21 protein-coding genes are annotated in these 21,537 nt (G+C 72.8%); 10 read left to right on the forward strand and 11 right to left on the reverse strand.

What is annotated here, in order from left to right; genetic code table 11:
* Positions 1-416: 416 nt before the first annotated feature.
* The 3 genes from groL (at position 417) to LZ604_RS00205 (ending at position 4,199) form a co-directional block, all read left to right on the forward strand.
* Positions 417-2,039 (forward strand): chaperonin GroEL, encoded by a 1,623-nt coding sequence (gene groL / locus LZ604_RS00195; RefSeq protein ID WP_234511055.1) that lies wholly within the window; start codon positions 417-419, stop codon positions 2,037-2,039.
* Between the two features lie 204 nt (positions 2,040-2,243).
* Positions 2,244-3,371: an NADH:flavin oxidoreductase gene (locus LZ604_RS00200; RefSeq protein ID WP_234511059.1), complete on the forward strand. Its 1,128-nt coding sequence runs from the start codon at positions 2,244-2,246 to the stop codon at positions 3,369-3,371.
* 177 nt (positions 3,372-3,548) lie between these two features.
* On the forward strand, positions 3,549-4,199 hold the full coding sequence (locus tag LZ604_RS00205) for a DedA family protein (protein ID WP_234511063.1): 651 nt from the start codon (positions 3,549-3,551) through the stop codon (positions 4,197-4,199).
* A gap of 40 nt (positions 4,200-4,239) precedes the next feature.
* Here the strand turns inward: LZ604_RS00205 and murQ are convergent, their stop codons facing one another.
* Both murQ and LZ604_RS00215 read right to left on the reverse strand, forming a co-directional pair.
* Positions 4,240-5,175, reverse strand: a complete 936-nt coding sequence (gene murQ, locus LZ604_RS00210; RefSeq protein WP_234511066.1) for an N-acetylmuramic acid 6-phosphate etherase — start codon at positions 5,173-5,175, stop codon at positions 4,240-4,242.
* Positions 5,176-5,228: 53 nt separating this feature from the next.
* Positions 5,229-6,179: a MurR/RpiR family transcriptional regulator gene (locus LZ604_RS00215; RefSeq protein WP_234511069.1), complete on the reverse strand. Its 951-nt coding sequence runs from the start codon at positions 6,177-6,179 to the stop codon at positions 5,229-5,231.
* A gap of 56 nt (positions 6,180-6,235) precedes the next feature.
* On the opposite strand from LZ604_RS00215, the gene LZ604_RS00220 reads away from it, so the two are divergent.
* Both LZ604_RS00220 and LZ604_RS00225 read left to right on the forward strand, forming a co-directional pair.
* Positions 6,236-6,619: a DUF8819 family protein gene (locus LZ604_RS00220; RefSeq protein WP_234511072.1), complete on the forward strand. Its 384-nt coding sequence runs from the start codon at positions 6,236-6,238 to the stop codon at positions 6,617-6,619.
* Positions 6,616-6,906 carry a DUF4031 domain-containing protein gene (locus LZ604_RS00225; RefSeq protein WP_234511075.1) on the forward strand — a complete coding sequence of 97 codons (291 nt, stop codon included), beginning with the start codon at positions 6,616-6,618 and terminating at the stop codon, positions 6,904-6,906. Before LZ604_RS00220 ends, LZ604_RS00225 begins: the two co-directional genes overlap by 4 nt.
* Here the strand turns inward: LZ604_RS00225 and LZ604_RS00230 are convergent.
* Positions 6,895-7,971 carry a GNAT family N-acetyltransferase gene (locus LZ604_RS00230; protein WP_234511080.1) on the reverse strand — a complete coding sequence of 359 codons (1,077 nt, stop codon included), beginning with the start codon at positions 7,969-7,971 and terminating at the stop codon, positions 6,895-6,897. The two genes, LZ604_RS00225 and LZ604_RS00230, sit on opposite strands and share 12 nt — an antisense overlap.
* A gap of 10 nt (positions 7,972-7,981) precedes the next feature.
* The gene (locus tag LZ604_RS00235; RefSeq protein ID WP_234511089.1) at positions 7,982-8,644 is read right to left on the reverse strand and encodes an HD domain-containing protein; all 663 of its coding nucleotides are present in this window, start codon (positions 8,642-8,644) and stop codon (positions 7,982-7,984) included.
* Positions 8,645-9,050: 406 nt separating this feature from the next.
* Here LZ604_RS00235 and LZ604_RS00240 point away from each other — a divergent pair, with 406 nt between their 5' ends.
* The gene (locus tag LZ604_RS00240; protein WP_234511092.1) at positions 9,051-9,770 is read left to right on the forward strand and encodes a copper homeostasis protein CutC; all 720 of its coding nucleotides are present in this window, start codon (positions 9,051-9,053) and stop codon (positions 9,768-9,770) included.
* On the opposite strand, the gene LZ604_RS00245 is transcribed toward LZ604_RS00240, so the two are convergent.
* The gene (locus tag LZ604_RS00245) at positions 9,758-11,827 is read right to left on the reverse strand and encodes a HelD family protein (RefSeq protein WP_505016489.1); all 2,070 of its coding nucleotides are present in this window, start codon (positions 11,825-11,827) and stop codon (positions 9,758-9,760) included. The two genes, LZ604_RS00240 and LZ604_RS00245, sit on opposite strands and share 13 nt — an antisense overlap.
* A 300-nt stretch (positions 11,828-12,127) precedes the next feature.
* On the opposite strand from LZ604_RS00245, the gene LZ604_RS00250 reads away from it, so the two are divergent.
* Positions 12,128-12,316, forward strand: a complete 189-nt coding sequence (locus tag LZ604_RS00250) for a hypothetical protein (RefSeq protein ID WP_234511095.1) — start codon at positions 12,128-12,130, stop codon at positions 12,314-12,316.
* A 45-nt stretch (positions 12,317-12,361) separates the two neighbouring features.
* On the opposite strand, the gene LZ604_RS00255 is transcribed toward LZ604_RS00250, so the two are convergent.
* A complete protein-coding gene (locus LZ604_RS00255; RefSeq protein WP_234511101.1) occupies positions 12,362-14,005 on the reverse strand; it encodes a DNA repair helicase XPB in 1,644 nt (547 codons plus the stop codon).
* Positions 14,006-14,069: 64 nt separating this feature from the next.
* Positions 14,070-16,646, reverse strand: a complete 2,577-nt coding sequence (locus LZ604_RS00260) for a helicase C-terminal domain-containing protein (RefSeq protein WP_234511105.1) — start codon at positions 16,644-16,646, stop codon at positions 14,070-14,072.
* Positions 16,647-16,809: 163 nt separating this feature from the next.
* On the opposite strand from LZ604_RS00260, the gene LZ604_RS00265 reads away from it, so the two are divergent.
* Positions 16,810-17,811 carry a hypothetical protein gene (locus LZ604_RS00265; RefSeq protein ID WP_234511110.1) on the forward strand — a complete coding sequence of 334 codons (1,002 nt, stop codon included), beginning with the start codon at positions 16,810-16,812 and terminating at the stop codon, positions 17,809-17,811.
* A 142-nt stretch (positions 17,812-17,953) separates the two neighbouring features.
* Positions 17,954-18,571 (forward strand): HAD family hydrolase, encoded by a 618-nt coding sequence (locus LZ604_RS00270; protein ID WP_372482069.1) that lies wholly within the window; start codon positions 17,954-17,956, stop codon positions 18,569-18,571.
* 20 nt (positions 18,572-18,591) lie between these two features.
* Here LZ604_RS00270 and LZ604_RS00275 read toward each other — a convergent pair whose 3' ends face one another.
* Complete coding sequence (locus LZ604_RS00275) at positions 18,592-18,843, reverse strand: hypothetical protein (protein ID WP_234511117.1); 252 nt, start codon at positions 18,841-18,843, stop codon at positions 18,592-18,594.
* Positions 18,844-19,018: 175 nt separating this feature from the next.
* Between LZ604_RS00275 and LZ604_RS35960 the strand changes: the two genes are divergently transcribed.
* On the forward strand, positions 19,019-19,402 hold the full coding sequence (locus tag LZ604_RS35960; protein ID WP_103845154.1) for a cold-shock protein: 384 nt from the start codon (positions 19,019-19,021) through the stop codon (positions 19,400-19,402).
* Positions 19,403-19,446: 44 nt separating this feature from the next.
* Here the strand turns inward: LZ604_RS35960 and LZ604_RS00285 are convergent, their stop codons facing one another.
* Genes LZ604_RS00285 through LZ604_RS00295 form a run of 3 tightly spaced genes read right to left on the reverse strand, consistent with a single transcriptional unit; the run spans position 19,447 to position 21,474 of the window.
* On the reverse strand, positions 19,447-20,307 hold the full coding sequence (locus LZ604_RS00285; protein ID WP_234511120.1) for a 1,4-dihydroxy-6-naphtoate synthase: 861 nt from the start codon (positions 20,305-20,307) through the stop codon (positions 19,447-19,449).
* Positions 20,291-21,043, reverse strand: coding sequence for a futalosine hydrolase (locus LZ604_RS00290; protein ID WP_234511123.1), 753 nt, complete (start codon positions 21,041-21,043; stop codon positions 20,291-20,293). Before LZ604_RS00290 ends, LZ604_RS00285 begins: the two co-directional genes overlap by 17 nt.
* Entirely contained in the window at positions 21,013-21,474 is a 462-nt protein-coding gene (locus LZ604_RS00295; RefSeq protein WP_234511126.1) for a DUF2771 domain-containing protein, read from the reverse strand. Before LZ604_RS00295 ends, LZ604_RS00290 begins: the two co-directional genes overlap by 31 nt.
* Between the last annotated feature and the right edge of the window lie 63 nt (positions 21,475-21,537).

A 21,537-nucleotide genomic window follows, 5' to 3' on the forward strand; every position in this document is an offset into this window, starting at 1 on the left:
CGACGACTGAACTGTTCGACGTGTCGAGGGGCTCGTATCCCGTTGGGGTGCGGGCCCCTCGGTCCGTCCGGGGCCGGTGGGGGCGGCGGGCCGGAGTGTGACGGGGGCGCGGCGGGGCCGCATGCGCGTCCCTCGGCGAGCCCGCTTGAGGACCCCGCTTCGTGGGCGCGCCTTGCTCCCTCCCGCCACCCGACCACCACCCCGCAACGAGCCCGCTTCGCCGGCGCGCCTTGCACTCGGAGGGGTCGAGTGCTAATCATTGGCGTTAGCACTCTGAAGGTGAGAGTGACAAAGAGTGGACCGGGTCGGTGAGGCCGCGGGCCGGGTGGGGCAAGGAACCTCCGGCCGGGGCCGTCCGTCGCGGGCGCGGGCGCGGTCCGAAGTAATCACCCCCAGTCCTGGGAGGACCACTTCACATGGCCAAGATCATCGCGTTCGACGAGGAGGCGCGGCGCGGCCTCGAGCGCGGCATGAACCAGCTCGCGGACGCCGTCAAGGTGACCCTCGGCCCGAAGGGCCGCAACGTCGTCCTCGAGAAGAAGTGGGGCGCCCCCACGATCACCAACGACGGCGTCTCCATCGCCAAGGAGATCGAGCTCGAGGACCCGTACGAGAAGATCGGCGCCGAGCTGGTCAAGGAAGTCGCCAAGAAGACGGACGACGTCGCCGGTGACGGTACGACCACCGCGACCGTGCTCGCCCAGGCGCTGGTCCGCGAGGGCCTGCGCAACGTGGCCGCCGGTGCCAACCCCATGGCTCTGAAGCGCGGTATCGAGAAGGCCGTCGAGGCCGTCTCCGCCGCCCTGCTGGAGCAGGCGAAGGACGTCGAGACCAAGGAGCAGATCGCCTCCACGGCCTCCATCTCCGCCGCCGACACCCAGATCGGTGAGCTGATCGCCGAGGCCATGGACAAGGTCGGCAAGGAAGGCGTCATCACCGTCGAGGAGTCGCAGACCTTCGGTCTGGAGCTCGAGCTCACCGAGGGCATGCGCTTCGACAAGGGCTACATCTCGGCGTACTTCGCCACGGACATGGAGCGGATGGAGGCGTCGCTCGACGACCCGTACATCCTGATCGCCAACTCCAAGATCGGCTCCGTCAAGGACCTGCTCCCGCTCCTGGAGAAGGTCATGCAGTCGGGCAAGCCGCTGCTGATCATCGCCGAGGACGTCGAGGGCGAGGCCCTGTCGACCCTGGTCGTCAACAAGATCCGCGGCACCTTCAAGTCCGTCGCCGTCAAGGCCCCGGGCTTCGGCGACCGCCGCAAGGCCATGCTCGGCGACATCGCCATCCTCACGGGCGGCGAGGTCATCTCCGAGGAGGTCGGCCTCAAGCTGGAGAACGCGACCCTGGACCTCCTGGGCCGCGCCCGCAAGGTCGTCATCACCAAGGACGAGACCACGATCGTCGACGGCGCCGGCTCCCCGGAGCAGGTGCAGGGCCGCGTGAACCAGATCCGCGCCGAGATCGAGAACAGCGACTCCGACTACGACCGCGAGAAGCTCCAGGAGCGCCTGGCGAAGCTGGCCGGCGGCGTGGCCGTCATCAAGGCCGGTGCCGCCACCGAGGTCGAGCTCAAGGAGCGCAAGCACCGCATCGAGGACGCCGTTCGCAACGCGAAGGCGGCCGTCGAGGAGGGCATCGTCGCCGGTGGTGGCGTGGCCCTGCTCCAGGCCTCCCAGGTCTTCGAGAAGCTGGAGCTCGAGGGCGACGAGGCCACCGGTGCCGCCGCCGTCAAGCTGGCGCTCGAGGCCCCGCTGAAGCAGATCGCCGTCAACGCCGGCCTCGAGGGCGGCGTCGTGGTGGAGAAGGTGCGCAACCTGACCCCGGGTCACGGCCTGAACGCCGCGACCGGCGAGTACGTCGACCTGGTCAAGGAAGGCATCATCGACCCGGCGAAGGTGACCCGTTCCGCCCTGCAGAACGCCGCCTCCATCGCCGCGCTGTTCCTCACCACCGAGGCCGTCATCGCCGACAAGCCGGAGAAGGCCGCCGCGCCTGCCGGTGGCGGTATGCCGGGCGGTGACATGGACTTCTGATCGACCTCTGGTCGATCAACGTCCTTGCCGAGGGCGGCACTCCCTGTTCCGACAGGGGGTGCCGCCCTCGGGCGTGTCCGGGGTCACGCCGTGGCCGGCCCGGGGTGTGGAATGCGCAATACCGCACGGGTGTTTCCTTGAGAAGGTGCAACAATGCGCGTGCACATACCAGCTGGTCCACAAGCCACCCCGAGGAGCCCCCACGTGACCGTCACCACGCCGCCCGCCTCCCGCGCAGCCCAGATCCTGGCCCGGCCGACGGCCATCAACGGCCTCACCGTCCCGAACCGGATCGTCATGGCCCCGATGACCCGCATGTTCTCCCCGGGCGGCATTCCCGGTGAGGACGTGCTGTCGTACTACGCCCGCCGGGCCGCAGCCGGTGTCGGTCTGATCGTCACCGAGGGTACGTACGTGGGCCACGAGTCGGCTGGTCAGAGCGACCGTGTGCCCCGCTTCCACGGTGAGGAGCAGCTGGCGGGCTGGGCGAAGGTCGCCGAGGCGGTGCACGCGGCGGGCGGCACGATCGTCCCGCAGCTGTGGCACATCGGCATGGTCCGCGAGCAGGGTCAGCCCCCGTTCGCCGATGCCCCCGCCGTCGGTCCCTCGGGTCTGCGCATCGGCGGCACCGAGGTCACCGGCAAGGCCATGGACCGGTCCGACCTGGACGCCGTCATCGGCGCGTTCGCCCAGGCCGCGGCCGACGCCGAGCGCATCGGCTTCGACGGCGTGGAGATCCACGGCGCCCACGGCTACCTCGTCGACCAGTTCCTGTGGGCGGGCACCAACCGCCGCACCGACGCCTACGGCGGCGACCCGGTCGCCCGTACGCAGTTCGCGGCGGAGATCGTGGCCGCCGTGCGGGAGGCGGTCTCGCCGGAGTTCCCCGTCCTCTTCCGCTACTCGCAGTGGAAGCAGGAGGCCTACGACGCCCGGCTCGCCGAGACGCCCGAGGAGCTCGAGGCGATCCTCGCCCCGCTCACCGCGGCCGGGGTGGACGCCTTCCACGCCTCCACGCGCCGCTACTGGCTGCCGGAGTTCGACGGCTCGGACCTCAACCTGGCGGGCTGGACGAAGAAGCTGACGGGCAAGCCGGCCATCACGGTCGGCTCGGTGGGCCTGGACGGCGACTTCATCCGCGGCTTCGCGGGCGAGGGTGCCCCGGTCAAGGGCATCGACAACCTCCTGGACCGCCTGGAGGCGGAGGAGTTCGACATGGTCGCCGTCGGCCGCGCGCTGCTCCAGGACCCCGAGTGGGCGGCGAAGGTCCTGGCGGGCCGCTTCGACGACCTGACGCCGTACGACGCGGCTGCGCTGAAGACCCTGCACTGACCCGGGCCGGGCGGTCCCCGCGCCCAGAAGGGTGTGGGGCCGCAGGCCTCCGGGCCGAAGGAGTGCGGGGCCGGTGACGTGGGGCGCCTGCGCGCGGGATTCCCTCGCGGGCCTTCGTGTGCTGGACCATGAGGAACGGTGCCCAACACCGAAGTCCAGCCGCACGGGAGATCGCCGATGACCGAGCCCCCGCTCCCCGGAGTACTCGCCGATGTGGCGCCGTTCCTGGACCACTGGGGCTATGCGGCCGTGGCCGCCCTGGTGTTCGTCGAGGACTTCGGCGTACCCGTGCCCGGCGAGACGATCCTGATCGTCGCCGCCGCGTATGCGGGCGCGGGCCGGCTGAACATCGTCCTGGTGGCCGTCGTCGCCTTCCTCGCCGCGGTCCTCGGCGACAACGTCGGCTACGCGATCGGCCGCTTCGGCGGCCACCGGGTGGTGGAACGCTACGGCCGCTACGTGCTGCTCACCCCGGCGCGGGTCGCCAAGGCGGAGGCGTTCTTCGCGCGGCACGGCGGCAAGATCGTCACCGTGGCGAGGTTCATCGAGGGGCTGCGACAGGCGAACGGCATCATCGCCGGGCTGGCCGGGATGCCCTGGCGGCGCTTCCTGCTCTTCAACGCCCTCGGCGCCGCCCTGTGGGTCGGCGTCTGGGTCACGTTCGGTGCCCTCGCCGGAGCGCACCTGGAGACGCTGTACCCGGCGCTCCACCGCTACGAGCTGTATGTACTCGTCGGCCTGGCCGTGCTCGTCGTGCTCCTCGTCGCCCGCCGTGTGCACCGCCGCCGCAAGGACACGGCCGATCGCCGGTCCGGGAGAGAGGAGTGACGGCCCGCCCGTATGGATCGCCCCGGGGGCGGTCCGCAGGTCAGCCCGCCGCCTTCTCCAGGGCCGTGCGCAGATGGCCGTCGCTCTCGGCGAGGAGCCGCGCCGCCGAGGGGCCGTCCACTCCGCCGAGGATGGTGAGGATCGCGTTCTTGACCTCGCCGTCCGTGGCCTCGAGGGCGCGTTCGATCTCCTCGTCGCCCGCTCCCGTCGCCAGCGCCACGATGCGGCGTGAGCGGGCACGCAGCTTGTCGTTGGAGGCGCGGACGTCGACCATCAGGTTCCCGTATGTCTTGCCCAGCCGGATCATCGTGATCGTCGAAAGCATGTTCAGGACCAGTTTCTGCGCCGTGCCCGCCTTCAGCCGCGTCGAGCCGGTCAGCAGCTCGGGGCCGACCACGATCTCGATGCCGTGGTCGGCGGCCGCCGCGAGGGGGCTGTCCGCGTTGCAGGACAGGCCGACCGTGAGCGCTCCGCACGCCCGGGCGTGCTCCACCGCGCCCACCGCGTAGGGGGTGCGGCCCGAGGCCGAGACGCCGACCACCGTGTCACGGGCCGTCAGCCCCAGTGCGTCGAGGTCCTCGGCCGCCAGCTCCCGGGAGTCCTCCGCGCCCTCCACCGACGTCACCATCGCGCCGGGCCCGCCCGCGATCAGGCCCACGACCTGCGAGGGGTCGGTGTCGAAGGTCGGCGGGCACTCGGAGGCGTCGAGGACCCCGAGCCGCCCGGCCGTGCCCGCGCCCGCATACACCAGCCGGCCGCCCCGGCCCATCCGCTGGGCGACGGCGTCGATCGCGGCGGCGATCTGCGGCAGCCGCGCGGCGACCGCGGCCGGTACGGTCGCGTCCTCGCCGTTCATGATCTTCGCGATCTCGAGCGTCGGAAGCTGGTCGATGTCGGCCAGCTCGGGACGGAACGCTTCGGTGGTCAGCGTCTCCAGCTCGGCTCGCAGATCACGCGGGTGGGACGAGGAGGTCATCGGGCGTGGCTCTTTCCGGTGCGGCACTGCTCTGGAGGGAAGAGGGGCAGGGGCTAGCGCTTCGTTCCCCGCGGGTGGTGACGGTGCGCCAGGGCCTCGTACGAGGCGGACAGCGCCGGTGCGGCGGTCTCGTACGTCCGCTGGGCCACACCGACGAACAGGCAGTCCACGACCAGGAGTTGGCTGGTGCGGGACGACATCGCAGCCGGCCTCAGCTCGCTCTCCCGTGCCGTGGAGGTGGTCAGGACATGGTCGGCGTACTGCGTGACGGGCCCGTCCGGGCGGCCGGTGACGGCGACGGTGGTAGCCCCGTGCTCGAAGGCCACGCGCAGTGGTTCGATGACGTCGCCGGTGGAACCGGAGTGCGTGATCGCGATCGCCACGTCCTTGGCGCGCAGCTGCACGGCGTTGGTGACCGCGAGGTGCGGGTCGCTGGGCGCATGGGCTATGAGCCCTATCCGCAGCAGCTTCTGGACGAGGTCCTGGGCGACGAGTCCGGACGCGCCGATGCCGTACACGTCGATACGGCGGGCGGCGGCGAGTGCGGCGACGGCGGCGCCGAGCTGCACGGTGTCGAGGCCGGCCGCCGTGTCCGCGAGGGTCTGCTGCTCGTCGTAGGCGAGTTTCGCGACGACGTCCGCGATCGGGTCGTCGACGGCGATGTCGGCGGTGACGGAAGGGGCGCGGCCCGACTGCTGCTGTGCCGCGAGGCCCGCGAGGGCGAGCCTCAGGTCCCGGTAGCCGGGATAGCCGAGGAGGCGGGCGGTGCGCACGACGGTGGCCTCGCTGGTGCCGGTCAGCTCGGCGAGCCCGGTAACCGTGAGCGCCGCGCAGCCGGCCGGGTCACCGGCGACGGCCTCCGCGACACGCTGCATGGAGCGGGTCATGGAGGGCGCGAGAGTACGCACTTTGGCGGCGAGCGCGGCGGGGGCGGGCGGCGCGCCCCGGCCGGCCGCAGCCTGGCCCGGCGAGCCCGGGAAAATTTCCTTCACACGCTGGGTCACCCTATGAAAGATATTTTCCGTTCGGACGTCCGGTCAAGAGTGCGCACAATGGGGACATGGATCCCATCAGCCCCCTGGAGCAAGCCCTGCATGCGGCCCGTGCCCTGGTGCTCGCCGACCTGGTCGCGGGCGAGGTCGCCGAGGCGGACGTCGTCTCGCTCGTCGAGGACTCCGTCGTCCAGCGTCGCTGGTGGGTCGAGCAGTGGCCGGAGGGCGTGGCCTATGTGGCCGGGCTGATCGCCCAGGACGTCCAGGACGCGCTGCTGGAGCGGTACGGACGCTGGCCTTTGTGCCCGGTCTGCGGCTCCGGCGACCCGCACGCCCTGGACGTCGAACCCGAACTCGGCCCCGCCCCGCACTGGGTGTGCCCGAAGGCCGGCGTGAAGGTCGCGGCGGTGGGCTCCCTGGGGAGGGCGACAGGCGGGATGTCGTCCTCGTGACGGTCTATATCGACCCGCCCACCTGGCCGGGTCACGGCCGCCTGTGGTCCCACCTGATCAGCGACGTCTCCTACGACGAACTGCACCGGTTCGCCGAGCGGCTGGACGTGCCCCGCCGGGCCTTCGAACGCGACCACTACGATCTGCCCTCCCACCGCTACCCGGACGCCGTCCGGGCGGGGGCGGTGGAGGTGGACAGCCGCGAGGTGGTGCGTCTGCTGCACGCCTCCGGCCTGCGCCGGCGCAAGGGCCGGACGCACACCGCGGCGCGCCGGTCAGCCCCCTAGCTCGTACGCCACTTGGGTGCCGTCCTCGCCGGCCGCACCCGTCCGCCGGAACCCGGCGCGCTCCACCACCCGGTGCGAGGCGTGGTTGTCCCCGTCCACGACCGCGCACAGGGCGTGGACGTCCTCCCGGGCCAGCGCGCGGGCCGCCAGCGCGCGCAGGGCCTCGGTCGCGTAGCCGTGACCGCGGGCGGGCGGCGCCAGGTCGTACCCGACCTCCGCGCGTCCCTTCCCGTCCGGGGCGCCGTGGAAGCCCATGCCGCCCACCGCGAGCCCGTCCTCCTTCCGTACGAGGATGTAGAGGCCCCACTCCGGCCGGTACTCCCCGTCCTCGTACGCGGACACGACCATCCCGGCGGCGTCCCGCGTGCCGTGGAAGGGCCCGCCCTCGATCCATGCGAACCCCCCGTCGCCGCCCAGGGACAGATCGCGGGCGGCTGCGGGCGTGACACCCTCGAGCGTCAGGCGTTCCGCCGGGACCACCGGGGTGTTGTGCCAGCGCCACTCCGTGACCGGGGCGCGGCCGGGCAGGTCACCGCGCCCGGTGGCCCACAGCAGGGTGGGCCAGGCGTCCGGGCCCGGCCGGACCTGCGGGAAGATCCGGTCCAGGACGTCCTCGCACAGGTCGGCGGGCGGCTCGTAGACGAGGCCCAGGCCCTCGGCGATGTCGTGGGTGTGCAGCAGGACTTCGGCGACGCCCATCGCGGCGAAGCCCTCACGGTTGGCGCTGCGGAACGGATACGGGTGGAAGGCGCGCACCTCGCGCGGGGTGGTCCGGATGGCCGCGGCGAGCAGGGCGCCGGTCGTCTCGATCACTTCCAGCACGCCCGCGTGGTCGGTGCCCTCGTCGAGGGTGAGGTCGAAGGGGACGTATGCGTCCTGGGGCCGTCCCGTCAACTGTCCGGCGTAGGCGAGGAGATCGCTCGCGATGTGCTCCGCGGTCCGGCGGCAGCTCCACTCCAGACGCCCGGCCTTCACCCCCTCCCAGTCCCGGTCCGTCGCCGTCCGCAGCAGGCCCGTGCAGCTCGCGACGGCCTCTTCCACCCGTTCCCCGCCCATGATGCGCATGGGGAGCAGGCTAGGAGGTCGCCGGTCCCCGGGTCGACAGCATTTCCAGCTCCGAGCCGATGTTGTACCGGGCCGTCGCCTCCCACCGTTCCTGCCCGTACGGGGTGTGGAACAGGCGTGGCAGAGCGAGGAGTTCCCGCAGGACCGCGGCGCGGCCCTCGCGGAAGGCGTCGCCCGGCACGAAGCCGTACTCCTCGCGGACGGCGGCGGTGTAGGCGGCGTACGCGGCCGGGGGCGCGCCGAGGATCGCGAGGTCGGCGTCGCACAGCACCTGGCCGTCGTGGTCGTCGTCGGCCGGGTGGTGCGTGACGGTGAGCCGGACCAGCCGGGCGACCTCGGCCGTCCGGTCCCCGGCGACTCCGGCCTCGGAAAGAGCGCGTTCGGCGAGGCGGGCCGACCGCTCCTCGTTCTCGGAGCGGTCGGGCAGATAGACGGCGTCGTGGAACCAGGCGGCCAGCCGCACCACGTCCGGATCGTCCGCGTACTCCTGCAGCACGTCGATGTGGTCGAGGACCGCGGTGAGATGCGCGAGCGTGTGGTACCGGCGCTGTGGCTCCTGCCAGCGGGCGAGCAGGTTCTCGGCGTACGGCGCCGGGTCGGGGCCGTCGCCGGGTCCGCGGGCTCCTTCCAGGGCACGGGCGAATCGGGCGCGCAGGTCGTCGGTATCGGCCATGCGGTCATTCTCCCCCGGGTCTTCCCGCCTTCCGCTTCACCCAGCCGGGTCGGTATCCGGGATCGCCCGGGATCGCGGAGTGCGGAAGACGACGTCCAGCGCGTCGATCTCGTCGTCGGTGAAGTGGTTGCCGATGACCCCGCGGCTGCTGAAGAGGTTGTTCTCGTACAGGTCACCTCCTGCGCCGCGGTCTGCTCAAGGCCGCCGATGCGGCGCAGGAACACGCCGAGACCGGGCCGATACGGGGGATACCGAACACCCCGGGCCCGGACCGGTACCGCTCATGCCACAGCGGCACGGGTGTCCGTCGGTACGAGGCGTTCTCGCCGCCCGTAGCCGGGCGTCGTACCCTTGGATTGGACTAGACCTATAGTCGCTCCAGGGGAACACCGACGGAAGGGGTCCTATGAGCACGCGTGCAGTCCTGGAGGTGATCGCCCTCGGGCCCGAGGACGCGGTCGCCGCCCAGGCCGGAGGCGCGGACCGCCTCGAGCTGGTCACCGACATGGCCGCCGACGGTCTCACCCCGCCGGTGGCGGTCTTCTCCGGGATCCGCGCCGCCGTCGACATCCCGCTGCGCGTGATGCTCCGGAAGCGGGACGGGTTCGCGGCCGGTGACATCGGGGCCCTGGTCCGTGCCGCGCGCGAGCTGCGCGCGGCCGGTGCCGACGCGTTCGTGCTCGGGTTCCTCGGCGAGGACGGCGGGCCCGATCTGGAGACCGTGGAGCGGCTGCTGGCGGAGCTGGACGGCTGCCGCTGGACCTTCCACCGCGCGATCGACCACGCCGCCGACCGGGAGGCCCTGCGCAAGCAGCTCGCCGATCTGCCGGGCCTGGACACCTATCTCACCGCGGGCTCGGCGGACGGCGTGGACGTCGGCCTGCCCACCCTGGTCGCCGAGGCCGCCCGGCGCGGTGAACCCGGCTACACCCAGCGGCTCATGGTCGGCGGCGGCCTCCGTCTCGACCACGTACCGTCGCTGCGCGCCGCCGGCGTGGACGCCTTCCACATCGGCGGAGCGGCCCGCCCGGACGGCTGGACCGCGCCCGTCTCGACGCAGGCGGTACGGGAGTGGCGCACCGCCCTAGACGGCCGGCCGGAGTCCCGGTTCCCTCAGCCCAGCTGAGGCGGCAGCGGGGCCGCGTGGGTCACGATCAGTCCCGAGACGGCACGGGTGAGGGCCACATACAGGCGGCGCAGGCCCGTCCGTTCGTCGGGTTCGCCGTCGACGACCGCCTGGGGCTCGTCGAGGACCACGTAGTCGTACTCCAGGCCCTTGGCGAGCGAGGCCGGGACCAGGGTCAGCCGGGTCTGACCGGTCGTCTCCTCGCCGGGGCCCAGATAGCCGATGCCCGCGGCGGCGAGCGCCTCGGCGAGCACGGGGATCCGGGCGTCGGCCGCGATCAGGCCGGTCGAGCCCTCGTGGCGGAGCGACTCCACACAGGCGGCGACCACATCGGCGGCGTCGGTGACCGTGCGCATGTCGAAGAAGCCCGGGTTCTCACGCACCGACGCCACCGGTGTGAGCCCCGGCGCGATGTGCGGCAGCAGCCGCGAGGCGTATGTGATCACGTCCGTCGGCACACGGAAACCGGCCGTCAGCTCCTCGATCACCGCGTCCGCCTTGCCCAGGTGTGCGAGTGCCTCCTCCCAGCTGCGCGTCGCCCAGGGCGTGGTGCCCTGCGCGAGGTCGCCCAGGACGGTCGCCGAACCGGTGGTGCAGCGCCGGCCGACCGCCCGGTACTGCATGGGGGAGAGGTCCTGCGCCTCGTCGAGCACCACATGCCCGAGCGAGTGCGTGCGCTGCACCAGGTCGGTGACCTCGTCGATCAGTACGGCGTCCGCGGGCGACCACCGGGCGGACTTCACCGAGCGCACCGGCTTGGTCCAGAGGATCTTCTTCTGCTCGTCCTCGTCGAGGAGACCCGCCGCGTGCTCGGCGAGGAAGCCGGGGTCGGTGAGCAGCCGCAGGACCAGCTTCGCCGGGTCGACCGGCGGCCAGATCGCCTTGACCGCCGCCTTCACGGCGGCGTTGCGGGCCACGGCGTCCTGCACCCGGTCGTCCGGTGCCTCCCCGGCCCGCTCCATCTGGACGAGCACGACGTGCGCGATCCGCTGCGGCAGGGCCTCGCGTGCGGCGCCGTAGCGGATGTCCCGGTCGAGCAACTCCCGTACTATCTCCTCCAGTTCGTACGCGGGCACGCGCCAGCGCCGGGAGCCCCGCACCACCACGACGGGCTCGGTGGGCATCGTCACATGCGCGCGCACGGCCCGCCGGAGCACCTCCGCCATGCGCGCGTCGCCCTTGACGACGGCGGCCGCGGCGCTGTCCGTGCCGCGTACCTCGACATGCGCGACGAGGTCGTCGACCGTCGCCTGCCTCACCTCCAGCTCGCCGAGCGCGGGCAGCACCTGCTCGATGTAGTGCAGGAAGGAGGCGTTCGGGCCGATGACGAGGGTGCCGGTACGGGCGAGACGCTCGCGGTGCGCGTAGAGGAGGTAGGCGACCCGGTGCAGGCCGACGGCCGTCTTCCCGGTGCCGGGACCGCCCTGCACGCAGACGGTTCCCGACAGCCCGGACCGCACGATCTCGTCCTGCTCGGGCTGGATGGTGGCCACGATGTCGCGCATCGGGCCGACGCGCGGGCGCTCGATCTCCTGCTGGAGCAGCTTGCTGGTGGTGGCGGCCTCCGCTGGGTCGGACAGGTGCTCGTCCTCGTACGCGGTCAGCTCGCCGCCGGTGTAGCCGAAGCGGCGGCGCAGGCCGATGTCCATCGGGTCCTTCTTCGAGGCCCGGTAGAACGGCTGCGAGACGGGCGCGCGCCAGTCGATCACCATCGGGTCGCCGTCGGAATCGTGGACGTGCCGCCGCCCGATGTAGAACTGTTCGCCCTCGGCTCCCTCCGCCCTGTCCGCGCCGGGAGCGTGCAGATAGTCGAGGCGGCCGAAGAACAGCGGGGTGTGGCTGAGGTCGGCGAGGGCCTTGATGCGCTCGTCGATCTGGCGGGCCAGTACCCCGGCGTTGACCCAGTTCGCGGTGACGTCGCTGATGTCGAGGTTCTCCACGTCCTCGCGCATCGCACGCAGCGCGGCCCGGGAGGCGGCGAGATGCGCGCGTTCGCGGGAGAGGGGGTCGGTCTTCGACGGGCCGGACGGGGAGTCCGGGGCTGAGAGGCTGGACACGGAAAGATGCCTCCGGTGCGGTGGGCCGGCGCGGTGACGGGTGGCGCTGGTGCCGTCCGGTTTCCGTCCGGACGACTGCTCTCCGCGAAGGGAGGCGGGCAAGAGGGGAGATTTTAGGCGACGGGCGCCTGTGGCGCCCAGCGGTTTTCCCGGCGCCTCGGGGTCGCGGGCCCGGGTGCCCTAGGGGACGAGGTCCCTCCGGAGTACGACACGGGGCTGCCCGGAAGGGGTACGGAACGGCCCCGCAGGTTACGTCCTTGGTCCGACGCCATTCGGGGCCGGCGGTTCCACCATGGAGACATGAGCGCAGCAACCTTCACCCCCGCCCGGCAGGGCCCGCCGTCCGGCGCGACCGCCCTCGTCGAGCAGCACCGCCGTCATGTCGTCGGCGACACCCTGCGCGCCGTCAAGGTGTTCCTGGGCGCCGCGATCGACGTGGTTCTCCTCGGCGAGTACGGCGAAGAGGCGGGCGTTCGCAGCCGCCGCTGACGACGGTCCGCCGAGCGCCGCCTCGCCCGCCCCGCGATCCCGCTGTCAGCTCTCCGCCAGCAGCTCGTCCGCGTCCACGATCCGGTAGGCATAGCCCTGTTCCGCGAGGAAGCGCTGGCGGTGGGCGGCGAAGTCCTGGTCGATGGTGTCGCGGGCGACCACCGAGTAGAAGTGCGCCTGGTGGCCGTCGGCCTTGGGCCGCAGCACCCGTCCCAGCCGCTGGGCCTCCTCCTGCCGCGACCCGAACGTCCCCGACACCTGGATGGCGACGGTCGCCTCCGGCAGGTCGATGGAGAAGTTCGCGACCTTGGAGACGACGAGCACGTTGATCTCGCCCTCGCGGAAGGCGTCGAAGAGCTTCTCCCGCTGCAGGTTGGAGGTCTCGCCCTTGATGACCGGCGCGCCCAGGTGTTCACCCAGCTCGTCCAGCTGGTCGATGTACTGGCCGATGACCAGGATCTGCTGCCCCTCGAAGCGCCGCACCAGCGCCTCGGTCACCTTCCGCTTGGTGTCGGTGGTCGCGCAGAAACGGTACTTCTCCTCCGTCTCGGCGGTGGCGTACGAGAGCCGCTCGGAGTCGGTGAGGTTCACCCGCACCTCCACGCAGTCGGCGGGTGCGATGTAGCCCTGGGCCTCGATCTCCTTCCAGGGCGCGTCGAACCGCTTGGGCCCGATCAGGGAGAACACGTCCGACTCCCGGCCGTCCTCCCGCACCAGCGTCGCGGTCAGCCCGAGCCGCCGGCGCGCCTGGAGGTCCGCCGTGAACTTGAAGACCGGAGCGGGCAGCAGATGCACCTCGTCGTAGACGATGAGGCCCCAGTCCCGGGAGTCGAACAGCTCCAGATGCGGGTAGATGCCCTTCCGCTTGGTGGTGAGCACCTGGTACGTGGCGATGGTGACCGGGCGGATCTCCTTGCGCGTTCCGGAGTACTCGCCGATCTCGTCCTCGGTGAGCGAGGTCCGCTTCACCAGCTCGTGCTTCCACTGCCGGGCGGAGACGGTGTTGGTGACCAGGATGAGGGTGGTCGCCTTGGCCTGGGCCATGGAACCGGCGCCGACCAGGGTCTTGCCGGCACCGCAGGGCAGTACGACGACGCCGCTGCCGCCGTGCCAGAAGTTCTCCACGGCCTGCTTCTGGTAGGGCCGCAGCGCCCACCCGTCCTCGCTCAGTTCGATGGGGTGCGCCTCGCCGTCGACGTACCCCGCGAGGTCCTCGGCGGGCCAGCCCAGCTTGAGCAGCACCTGCTTGATCTGCCCGCGCTCGGAGGGATGCACGGCGACGGTGTCCTGGTCGATCCGGGCCCCGACCAGCGGGATGATCCGCTTGGACCGCAGCACCTCCTCCAGGACGGGCCGGTCGGTGGTCGTCAGGACCAGACCGTGGGCCGGGTGCTTGCTGAGGGTCAGCCGCCCGTACCGGTCCATGGTCTCGGCGATGTCGACGAGCAGCGCGTGCGGCACGGGATAGCGGCTGTACTGCACAAGGGCGTCCACGACCTGCTCGGCGTCGTGCCCCGCGGCCCGCGCGTTCCACAGGCCGAGCGGGGTCACCCGATAGGTGTGGATGTGTTCGGGCGCCCGCTCCAGCTCCGCGAACGGCGCGATGGCCCGACGGCAGTCGTCGGCCTGCTCGTGATCCACTTCGAGGAGCAGGGTTTTGTCGGACTGAACGATGAGCGGACCATTCACGCGCGGCTGCCTTTCTGCACGGCTCTGCACGGCCAAACGTCCAGTGTGCCTCATTCCGAGGTGATCAGAGCTGGTCGTCCGCGAGCTCGGCCACCCCGGTGACCCGGTGCAGCGGATAGGTGCGGACCTCGTCCGCCGTGTGGTCGTACGCCGTCACGAAGCCGCCCTCCACCCGGAGGGGGGCGATGACGCGCTGGGAGGCGGTGCCCTCGGCGTTGACATAGCCGATCCACAGGGCACTGCCGGTGAGAACGGCGGCCTGCACGGTGGCGAGGGTCTCGGCGGAGGTGGTGCGCGGCAGGTCGCCGTCGGAGGCGGGGGCCGGGCCCGGTTTACGGGGAGTCGTCGAGGCCAGGTCGCCGGCCCGGATGGCGCGCAGGGCCGCGGTCAGGAGCGTCGCGTCGGGGACCGGAGGGCCCTCCGGGACCGGCTCCGGCGCGGTGCGGGGCCCGGTCCGGTGGGCGTGGGCCCGGGTGATCAGTACATCGCCCTCCGCGGACTCCGCGGCCGGGGCGAAGCCCAGGGCGCGCAGTCCCTCCAGGAGCGTCGCGGGGTCGGCGCCCGCGGCCAGGACCGTCGGGGCCAGCCGGCGCAGTCGGAGCGAGGCCGAGCGCTTGTCCGCGAGGATCTCGTTCAGCACCGTGTCGTCGTCGCAGCGCACGTACGCCGAGGCCGCCCCGACGCGCAGGTGCCCGTGTCTGCGCGCCACGTCGTCGATCAGATACGTGAGCGGCTGCGGGACCGGGGTACGGGAGTGCGCGGCGAGAAACGCGTGCAGATCCGTCGCGCTGCGCCCCGCGTCCAGGGCGCGGCGCACGGAGGCGGGCGTGAAGCGGTAGACCGTCGCGCCGCCTTTCGACTCGACGTCCGCGAGTACCCCGAGCATGTCGGCCAGGGGCCGCTCCAGCGGGCCGGGTGCCACCGCCGTCAGATCCGCCTGGAGCAGCACGTGGTCCAGGGGCTCGGGCAGCAGCGGGGCGAGCAGCCGTGCGGCGCGGGAGGCGGCCGCCGCCCGCTCGGCCGCGGTGAGGGGCTCGCGGAGCGCGGGAGGGTGATGCCGGTGGTGGACGGGAAGCTTGTCGCCGGGACCGGCCGGCTCGGCGGCCGGCGCGTGCTCCGGGGTCTCGCCGAGCAGGGCGCGGCCGTGCGCGGACAGGGCACCGCGGCCGGTGAGGCCCAGCAGCTCCGCCTCGGACAGCGTCCACTCCGCGAGGCGCCCGCGCAGGTCGTCGGCCGCGGGCTGGGCGCCGCGCAGGGGGCGTTCCCAGCGCAGCCGGGCCAGCACCGAGTCGGGGGTGGGCGAGGCGCCCTCGGGCAGTCCGGCCAGCAGCGTCAGCACCCGATGGCGGACCTCGGGGGCGGCCGAGCGGTCCAGGCCGGGCCCGAGCGCCGACAGCACGCGGTCCTTGGCGTCCCGGCCGCCGACCAGACCCGGGGTGCGTGTCGCCGCCAGCCAGGCCGTGGCCAGCCGGCTCCAGCGCTCGGCGGCGGGCAGCTCCCGCCACTCGTCGTACGCCGGGGTCGCCGCGTACCGCTCGTCGACCTCGCCGTCCGAGGCCAGCAGCCCCGCCGCGTAGGCGAGTTCGACCCAGAAGGCGGCCTGGGGCTCGGGCACGTCGAGCGCCACCGCCGTCCGCTTCAGATCGCGCACGCTCAGGCCGCCCGCACGCAGCACCGACGGCCCTCCCTCGTCCCAGTCCTTCAGCAGCTCCTCGACGGTCGCGAGCGTGGTGTACGCCTGACCGGCCGCCGTGGCGTCCACCATCTGCGGCCGGTGAGTCGCGGCGGTGGCGAGGGCGGGCGGCAGCGGCTCGGTGTGCCGGTGCGCCCGCCCGGAACGCAGGTGCAGCGCCACCTCGCGGGGCAGGACAACGGTCCCGGGGGCGGTCGGCAGCAGCAGCCCGCGGTCCAGCAGCCAGCGCAGTCGCGGCGCCGGATCCGCGGTGACCTGGCCGTACGGCGGTCCCCACACCAGGCGGGACAGCACCTCCAGGGACTCGGCGGGCGCGGTGGCGAGGAGCGCGGCCATCCGGGCGCGGTCGGTGAACAGGGCGGTGAGGGAGGCCACCGCGGAGACGGCGTCATGGGTGGTCGGCAGCCCGGTGGCGGTCAGGATCTCCTGGATCCGGCCCGGCGACATGCCGGAGGCGGCCTCGGCGGCGCTGGGGCCGAGACCGGTGGGGGAGGGGTGCTGCGGGGAGGGGGCGAGCAGCTCCCGGGCCGTGCGCACGAGGCGGAGGCGGTCGTCCGGGCCCCAGGCGAGCGCCTGCTCGCGCAGGACGGCGAGGGCGCGGGGAAGCGACTCGGCGACGACCGGGTCGGCCTCCGCGCCGCCGTCACCGGCCATCAGCCCGAGCAGTTCGTCGTACGACGCCGGGTCCGCGGCCACGGCCAGGGCCTCCGCCGTCTGGAGGGCGAACCGGTCGAGGCGCTCCAGCGCGCGGACGACGCTCGCGCGGGTCGCGGCCCGGGTGGCGAGCTGGGTGAGGTCGGTGGGCACGGGCGTGATGAGGTCCGGGCGGGCGCGCAGCAGGGCGGACAGGGAGGCGTCGTCCCGCGCACGCAGGGATTCGGCCAGCGAGCGGGGCGCGGCGACGCCTTTGCCCGCGGCCTCCTTGCGTGAGCGCTCCTCGGGGGTCATCCGGTCAACGGTAGCGGGTGACACCCACGGAAGAGGTGTCGAAGCGGCCACGGTCCGGCCATGGCTGGTGCAGGCCGAGGCGGGGGCCGGGGGACGCGGCCCTCGGAGAGGGTATGCGCGGGATACGGTACGGAACGACAGCGGCCCACCCCGGAGGGGCTTCGTGGGGATCGAGAGCGACCAGCTTGTCTTCGACTATCTGAGCCGGGTCGGGGACGTGGCCCAGCAGCGTCAGCTGCCGTCGGCCGCGCGCATGCGGCTCGTGTCCGAGCTGCGCGAGGAGATCGACCGGCGGCGGGCGAAGTCCCCGGTCGACAGCCCGGCCGCCGTGCGGCGCATCCTCTCCCGGCTGGGCACCCCCGACGAGGTGGTGGCCGCCGCGTCCGCGGGCACCTCCGGCGGCACCGCCCCGAGCCCTTCCGCGGCCGTCCCCCCGCAGCGGACGAACGGCTTCGGGGAGCACGACCGCCCCAAGGGCCTGCGCCGGGTCGTGCCCCGCCCCCGCCCTGCCGAACCCGGGCCCGCGGGCCCCTCCCGCGGCGCCCCCTCGCCACCGCACCTGGCCGGTGCGCACGAACTGGGCGACAGTGCCACCCGCCCCGACTGGTGGCGTGTGGACGGCGGGTCCGCAGGTGGCTTCGGGCTCGGCGACGCCGTACCGGGGTTCGTGGGCGGAGTGGAGATCCCCGACCTGCTGAAGCCGCCGCCCGCGCCCGGCGGCCCGTCGAAGCCGGAGGCCGCCGTCGAGAAGCCGGCCGCCGGGGACCCGGTGGTCGAGACAGCCCCCGCTGGGGAGCCCGCCGCGCGCCGCCGTCTTCCCCTCCTCACCGGCCGGAGCAACCCCCTGCTGCTCCTGGCGGCCGGACTCCTCGTCGCCGGGGCGGTGATCGGCAGCTGGCTCGCCCTCGGTCTCGGCTGGCTCCTCGCCTGGGCGTCCCGCCGGCTGACCCCCGCCGAGTCCAAGTGGGCCGTCATGGGCCTGCCCGGTCTGGCCGCGGCCGCGGGCATCGTCTGGCTGTGGGGCCGCACGAGCGGCCGCTGGGGTGATCCGATCGCCCAGGGGCACATGAACGACGCCGTCGCCCAGACCTGGCCCTGGGTGGTACGGGGAGCGGCCGTGGCCTCGGCCCTGTATCTGGTGTGGCGGTCGCAGCGCCGGCGGTGAGAAGCCGCGACGCCGGGCGTGGCCGACGCGCGCCCGGAACCCAGGGCCGTGTCCCTCCGGCGTCGTGCCGTACCACTTCGGCGTCGTCCGGTACCACTCCGGCGTCGCCGTGCCGGCCGCCCGCCCTGGGACAATGGCCGCCATGACGTCTCGCGCCCTCACCGTCGGCTTCGACCTCGATATGACGCTGATCGACTCCCGGCCCGGGATCCACGCCTGCTACCAGGCGCTTTCCGCGCGGACGGGGACGTACATCGACGCCGATCTCGCCATCACCCGGCTCGGTCCCCCACTGGTGGACGAGCTGGTCAACTGGTTCCCGGCGGAGCGGGTCGACGCGATGGCCGACCTGTACCGCGAGATGTACGCCACCATCGCGATCGCCGCGACGCCCGCTCTGCCCGGCGCCCGTGAGGCGATCCAGGCCGTGCGGGCGGCGGGCGGGCGGGCGATCGTCGTCACCGCCAAGTACGAGCCCAACGCCAAGCTGCACCTGGAGCACCTCGGGATGGAGCCCGACGCGGTGATCGGCGACCTGTGGGCCGAGCGGAAGGCGGAGGCGCTCCTCGAGCACGGCGCGGACGTCTACGTCGGCGACCATGTCGGGGACATCCGCGGTGCCCGTACGGCCGAGGCGTTCTCCGTCGCCGTGGCCACCGGCCCCTGCCCCGCCGAGGAGCTGCGGGCGGCGGGCGCGGACGTCGTCCTCGCCGGCCTCACCGAGTTCCCCGGCTGGCTGACGGCGTACGCCCACCCCTGAGGGCGACGCTTCGGGGCCGCCTAGGGCCGTGCCCCGCGGGCCCTTCGGCGGCCCTCCGCGATCGACTGGAGGACACCCGCGCCGGCCATCAGGAACCCGACGCCCATGAGCATGCTCAGGCCGAACATGAACGTCGGGAAAGGCTTCGTGCCGAGCAGGAGCGGGGCCACGGTGACCAAAGTGGCCACCGCCCCGATGAAGAAGACGATCGCACCGGCACGGATCAGCCGGTCGCCGGCCGAGGCGGAATTCGCTTGGGTTTCGTCACGCACCGGACCAGGGTAGTTCCCGTCGCGAGGAACGCCTCGGCGACGTCTTGTCACCGGCCCCCGGACCATTAGCCTTGGTACCGGCGGGTCCGGGCGACCCGCTGCGGTGCTCTCCGGAGCACTTTCCCGAAATACTTTGCAGACGCAGTTTCCGACGAGTACGAGGACGAGGACAGACGTGCCTACCGGCAAGGTCAAGTGGTTCAACAGCGAGAAGGGCTTCGGCTTTCTCTCCCGCGACGACGGCGGCGACGTCTTCGTTCACTCCTCGGTTCTCCCCGCCGGAGTCGATTCCCTGAAACCGGGACAGCGCGTGGAGTTCGGAGTCGTCGCCGGTCAGCGCGGCGACCAGGCGCTGTCCGTCACCCTTCTGGAGCCGACCCCCTCGGTCGCGGCCGCCCAGCGGAAGAAACCGGACGAACTGGCCTCCATCGTCCAGGACCTGACGACGCTCCTGGAGAACATCACCCCGATGCTGGAGAAGGGCCGCTACCCCGACAAGGCCTCCGGCAAGAAGATCGCGGGCCTGCTGCGCGCGGTCGCCGACCAGTTGGACGTCTGACGTGGGCGACGTCCGACCGCGCGCCGGCCGGTCCCGGACGTCCGTCAGGGGAACGAGAGCGCGTTCGGGCCGAGGGGCGGCAGCAGCCCCTCGGCCGCCGCGCGCGTGAGCAGCCCCCGGACCGCTGCGTAGCCGTCCTCGCCCAGGCCCGCGGTGAACTCGTTGACGTACAGCCCGATGTGCGCGTCCGCCACCGAGGGGTCCATCTCCTGCGCGTGCTCCATGACATACGCACGGGAGGCCTCGGGGTCGTCCCAGGCCGCCCGTACGGAGGCCCGGGCGGACTCGGCGAGCAGCTTCAGCGTGTCCGCGCCCAGGGAGCGCCTGGCGATGATCGCGCCCAGCGGGATCGGCAGGCCGGTCGTGGCCTCCCAGTGCTCGCCCATGTCGGCGAGCTTGTGCAGCCCGTAGTTCCGATAGGTGAACCGCGCCTCGTGGATCACGAGCCCCGCGTCGACCTTGCCGTCCCGCACGGCCGGCATGATCTCGTGGAACGGCATGACGACGATCTTTCCGACCCCGCCGGGTACCGTGTCCGCGGCCCACAGACGGAACAGCAGGTAGGCCGTCGACGTCTCGCTCGGCACGGCGACCGTCCGGCCGGTGAGCCGGGCCCCCGGCTCCCGGGTGAGCACGAGCGGCCCGCAGCCCCGGCCCAGCGCGCCGCCGCACGGCAGCAGCGCGTACTCGTCCAGGACGTACGGCAGCACCGCGTACGACACCTTGAGCACGTCGAACTCGCCGCGCTCGGCCATGCCGTTGGTGATGTCGATGTCGGCGAAGGTGACATCGAGCGCCGGTGCGCCGGGGACGCGGCCGTGGGCCCATGCCTCGAAGACGAACGTGTCGTTCGGGCAGGGGGAGTAGGCGATCTTCAGGGGCCGGGGCTCACTGGGTGCGGTCATGCTGTGTCCAACTCTCGAGGGCGGTCGCGAGCTTCCCGAAGCTCTCGGTGAGGGCCCCCAGGGCGTCACCGATGCGCCAGGCGGCGCGGTCGCGCGGGCCGACGGGATTGGAGACGGCCCGGATCTCCACGACGGGCGTGCCGTGCGCGGCGGCCGCCTCCGCGACGCCGAACCCCTCCATCGCCTCGGCGAGCGCTCCCGGATGCCGGGCGCGCAGCTCGTCGGCGCGCCGGGCGGTCCCGGTCACGGTCGAGACGGTGAGCACGGTGCCGGTGACGGCGCCTGAGGCGGCCGCGAGTCCTCGTACGAGTGATGCCGGCGGCCGGTGGCTGACGGTTCCGAAGCCGAGGTCGGTGACCGGAAGAAAACCGTCCGGGGTCTCGGCACCGAGGTCGGCGGCCACGATGGCGTCGGCGACGACGAGCGAGCCGACCGGTGCGTCCGGCGCGAAGCCCCCCGCGATGCCGGCGCAGACCACGAGGTCGTAAGGGGCGCCCCGGAGGGCGGCGGCGGTCAGGGCCGAGGCGGTGCAGGCGGCGGCGAGCGCGGGACCGACGCCGACGGCGAGGAGGTCGAAGTCCCCGGTCCGGTGCAGGGTGCCGGCCGGCAGCGGCACCTCGGCGGCGGGTTCCGGGAACGCCCCGGCCACCGCGTCCCGTTCGGCCGGGACCGCGGTGGCCACCAGGAATCGGGCGGACGAGGTGGTCAGGATTCCTTCTTGAGCTTGAAGGTCCACAGGCCCAGCACCTTGTTCTGGCCCTCCTTGATGGACACGAGCGTGGAGTTGCCGCTCGCGCCGTACTGCGCGTTGAAGAACACGCTGCCCGGGATGGTGCGGTACGTCTTCTTGCTGGAGTCGGTCAGCGGCTGACCGTTCATCAGGATCGTCCAGCCGCTGTCCGCGATGGCGGGGTCGACGCCGAAGCGCACCGTCTCATCGGGGTCGACGGTGATCGACTTGATGTCCTTCGACTTCAGGCACTTCGCCAGCTCCGCGGCCGCGACTTCCTTGCCGTCGTTGTAGCAGTCGGTCTGGGAGCTCACCGAGTCCGTGCCGACCGTGACGGTCGCCAGCGGCGTCGGCTTGTTGCAGGCGGACAGCAGGAGAAGTCCGGCGGAAACGGCGCCGAGAGCGGCTACGGCGCGGCGGGAACGCAGTGCGGTCATGGCCGAAGGCTATCGGGCACGTCCGGTCCCCTCCCCACGTGGGGTGTGCGACGTGCCGCGCGC

Source organism: Streptomyces glomeratus (genome assembly GCF_021462825.1).
In the GTDB taxonomy this organism is placed as follows: Bacteria; Actinomycetota; Actinomycetes; order Streptomycetales; family Streptomycetaceae; genus Streptomyces; species Streptomyces glomeratus.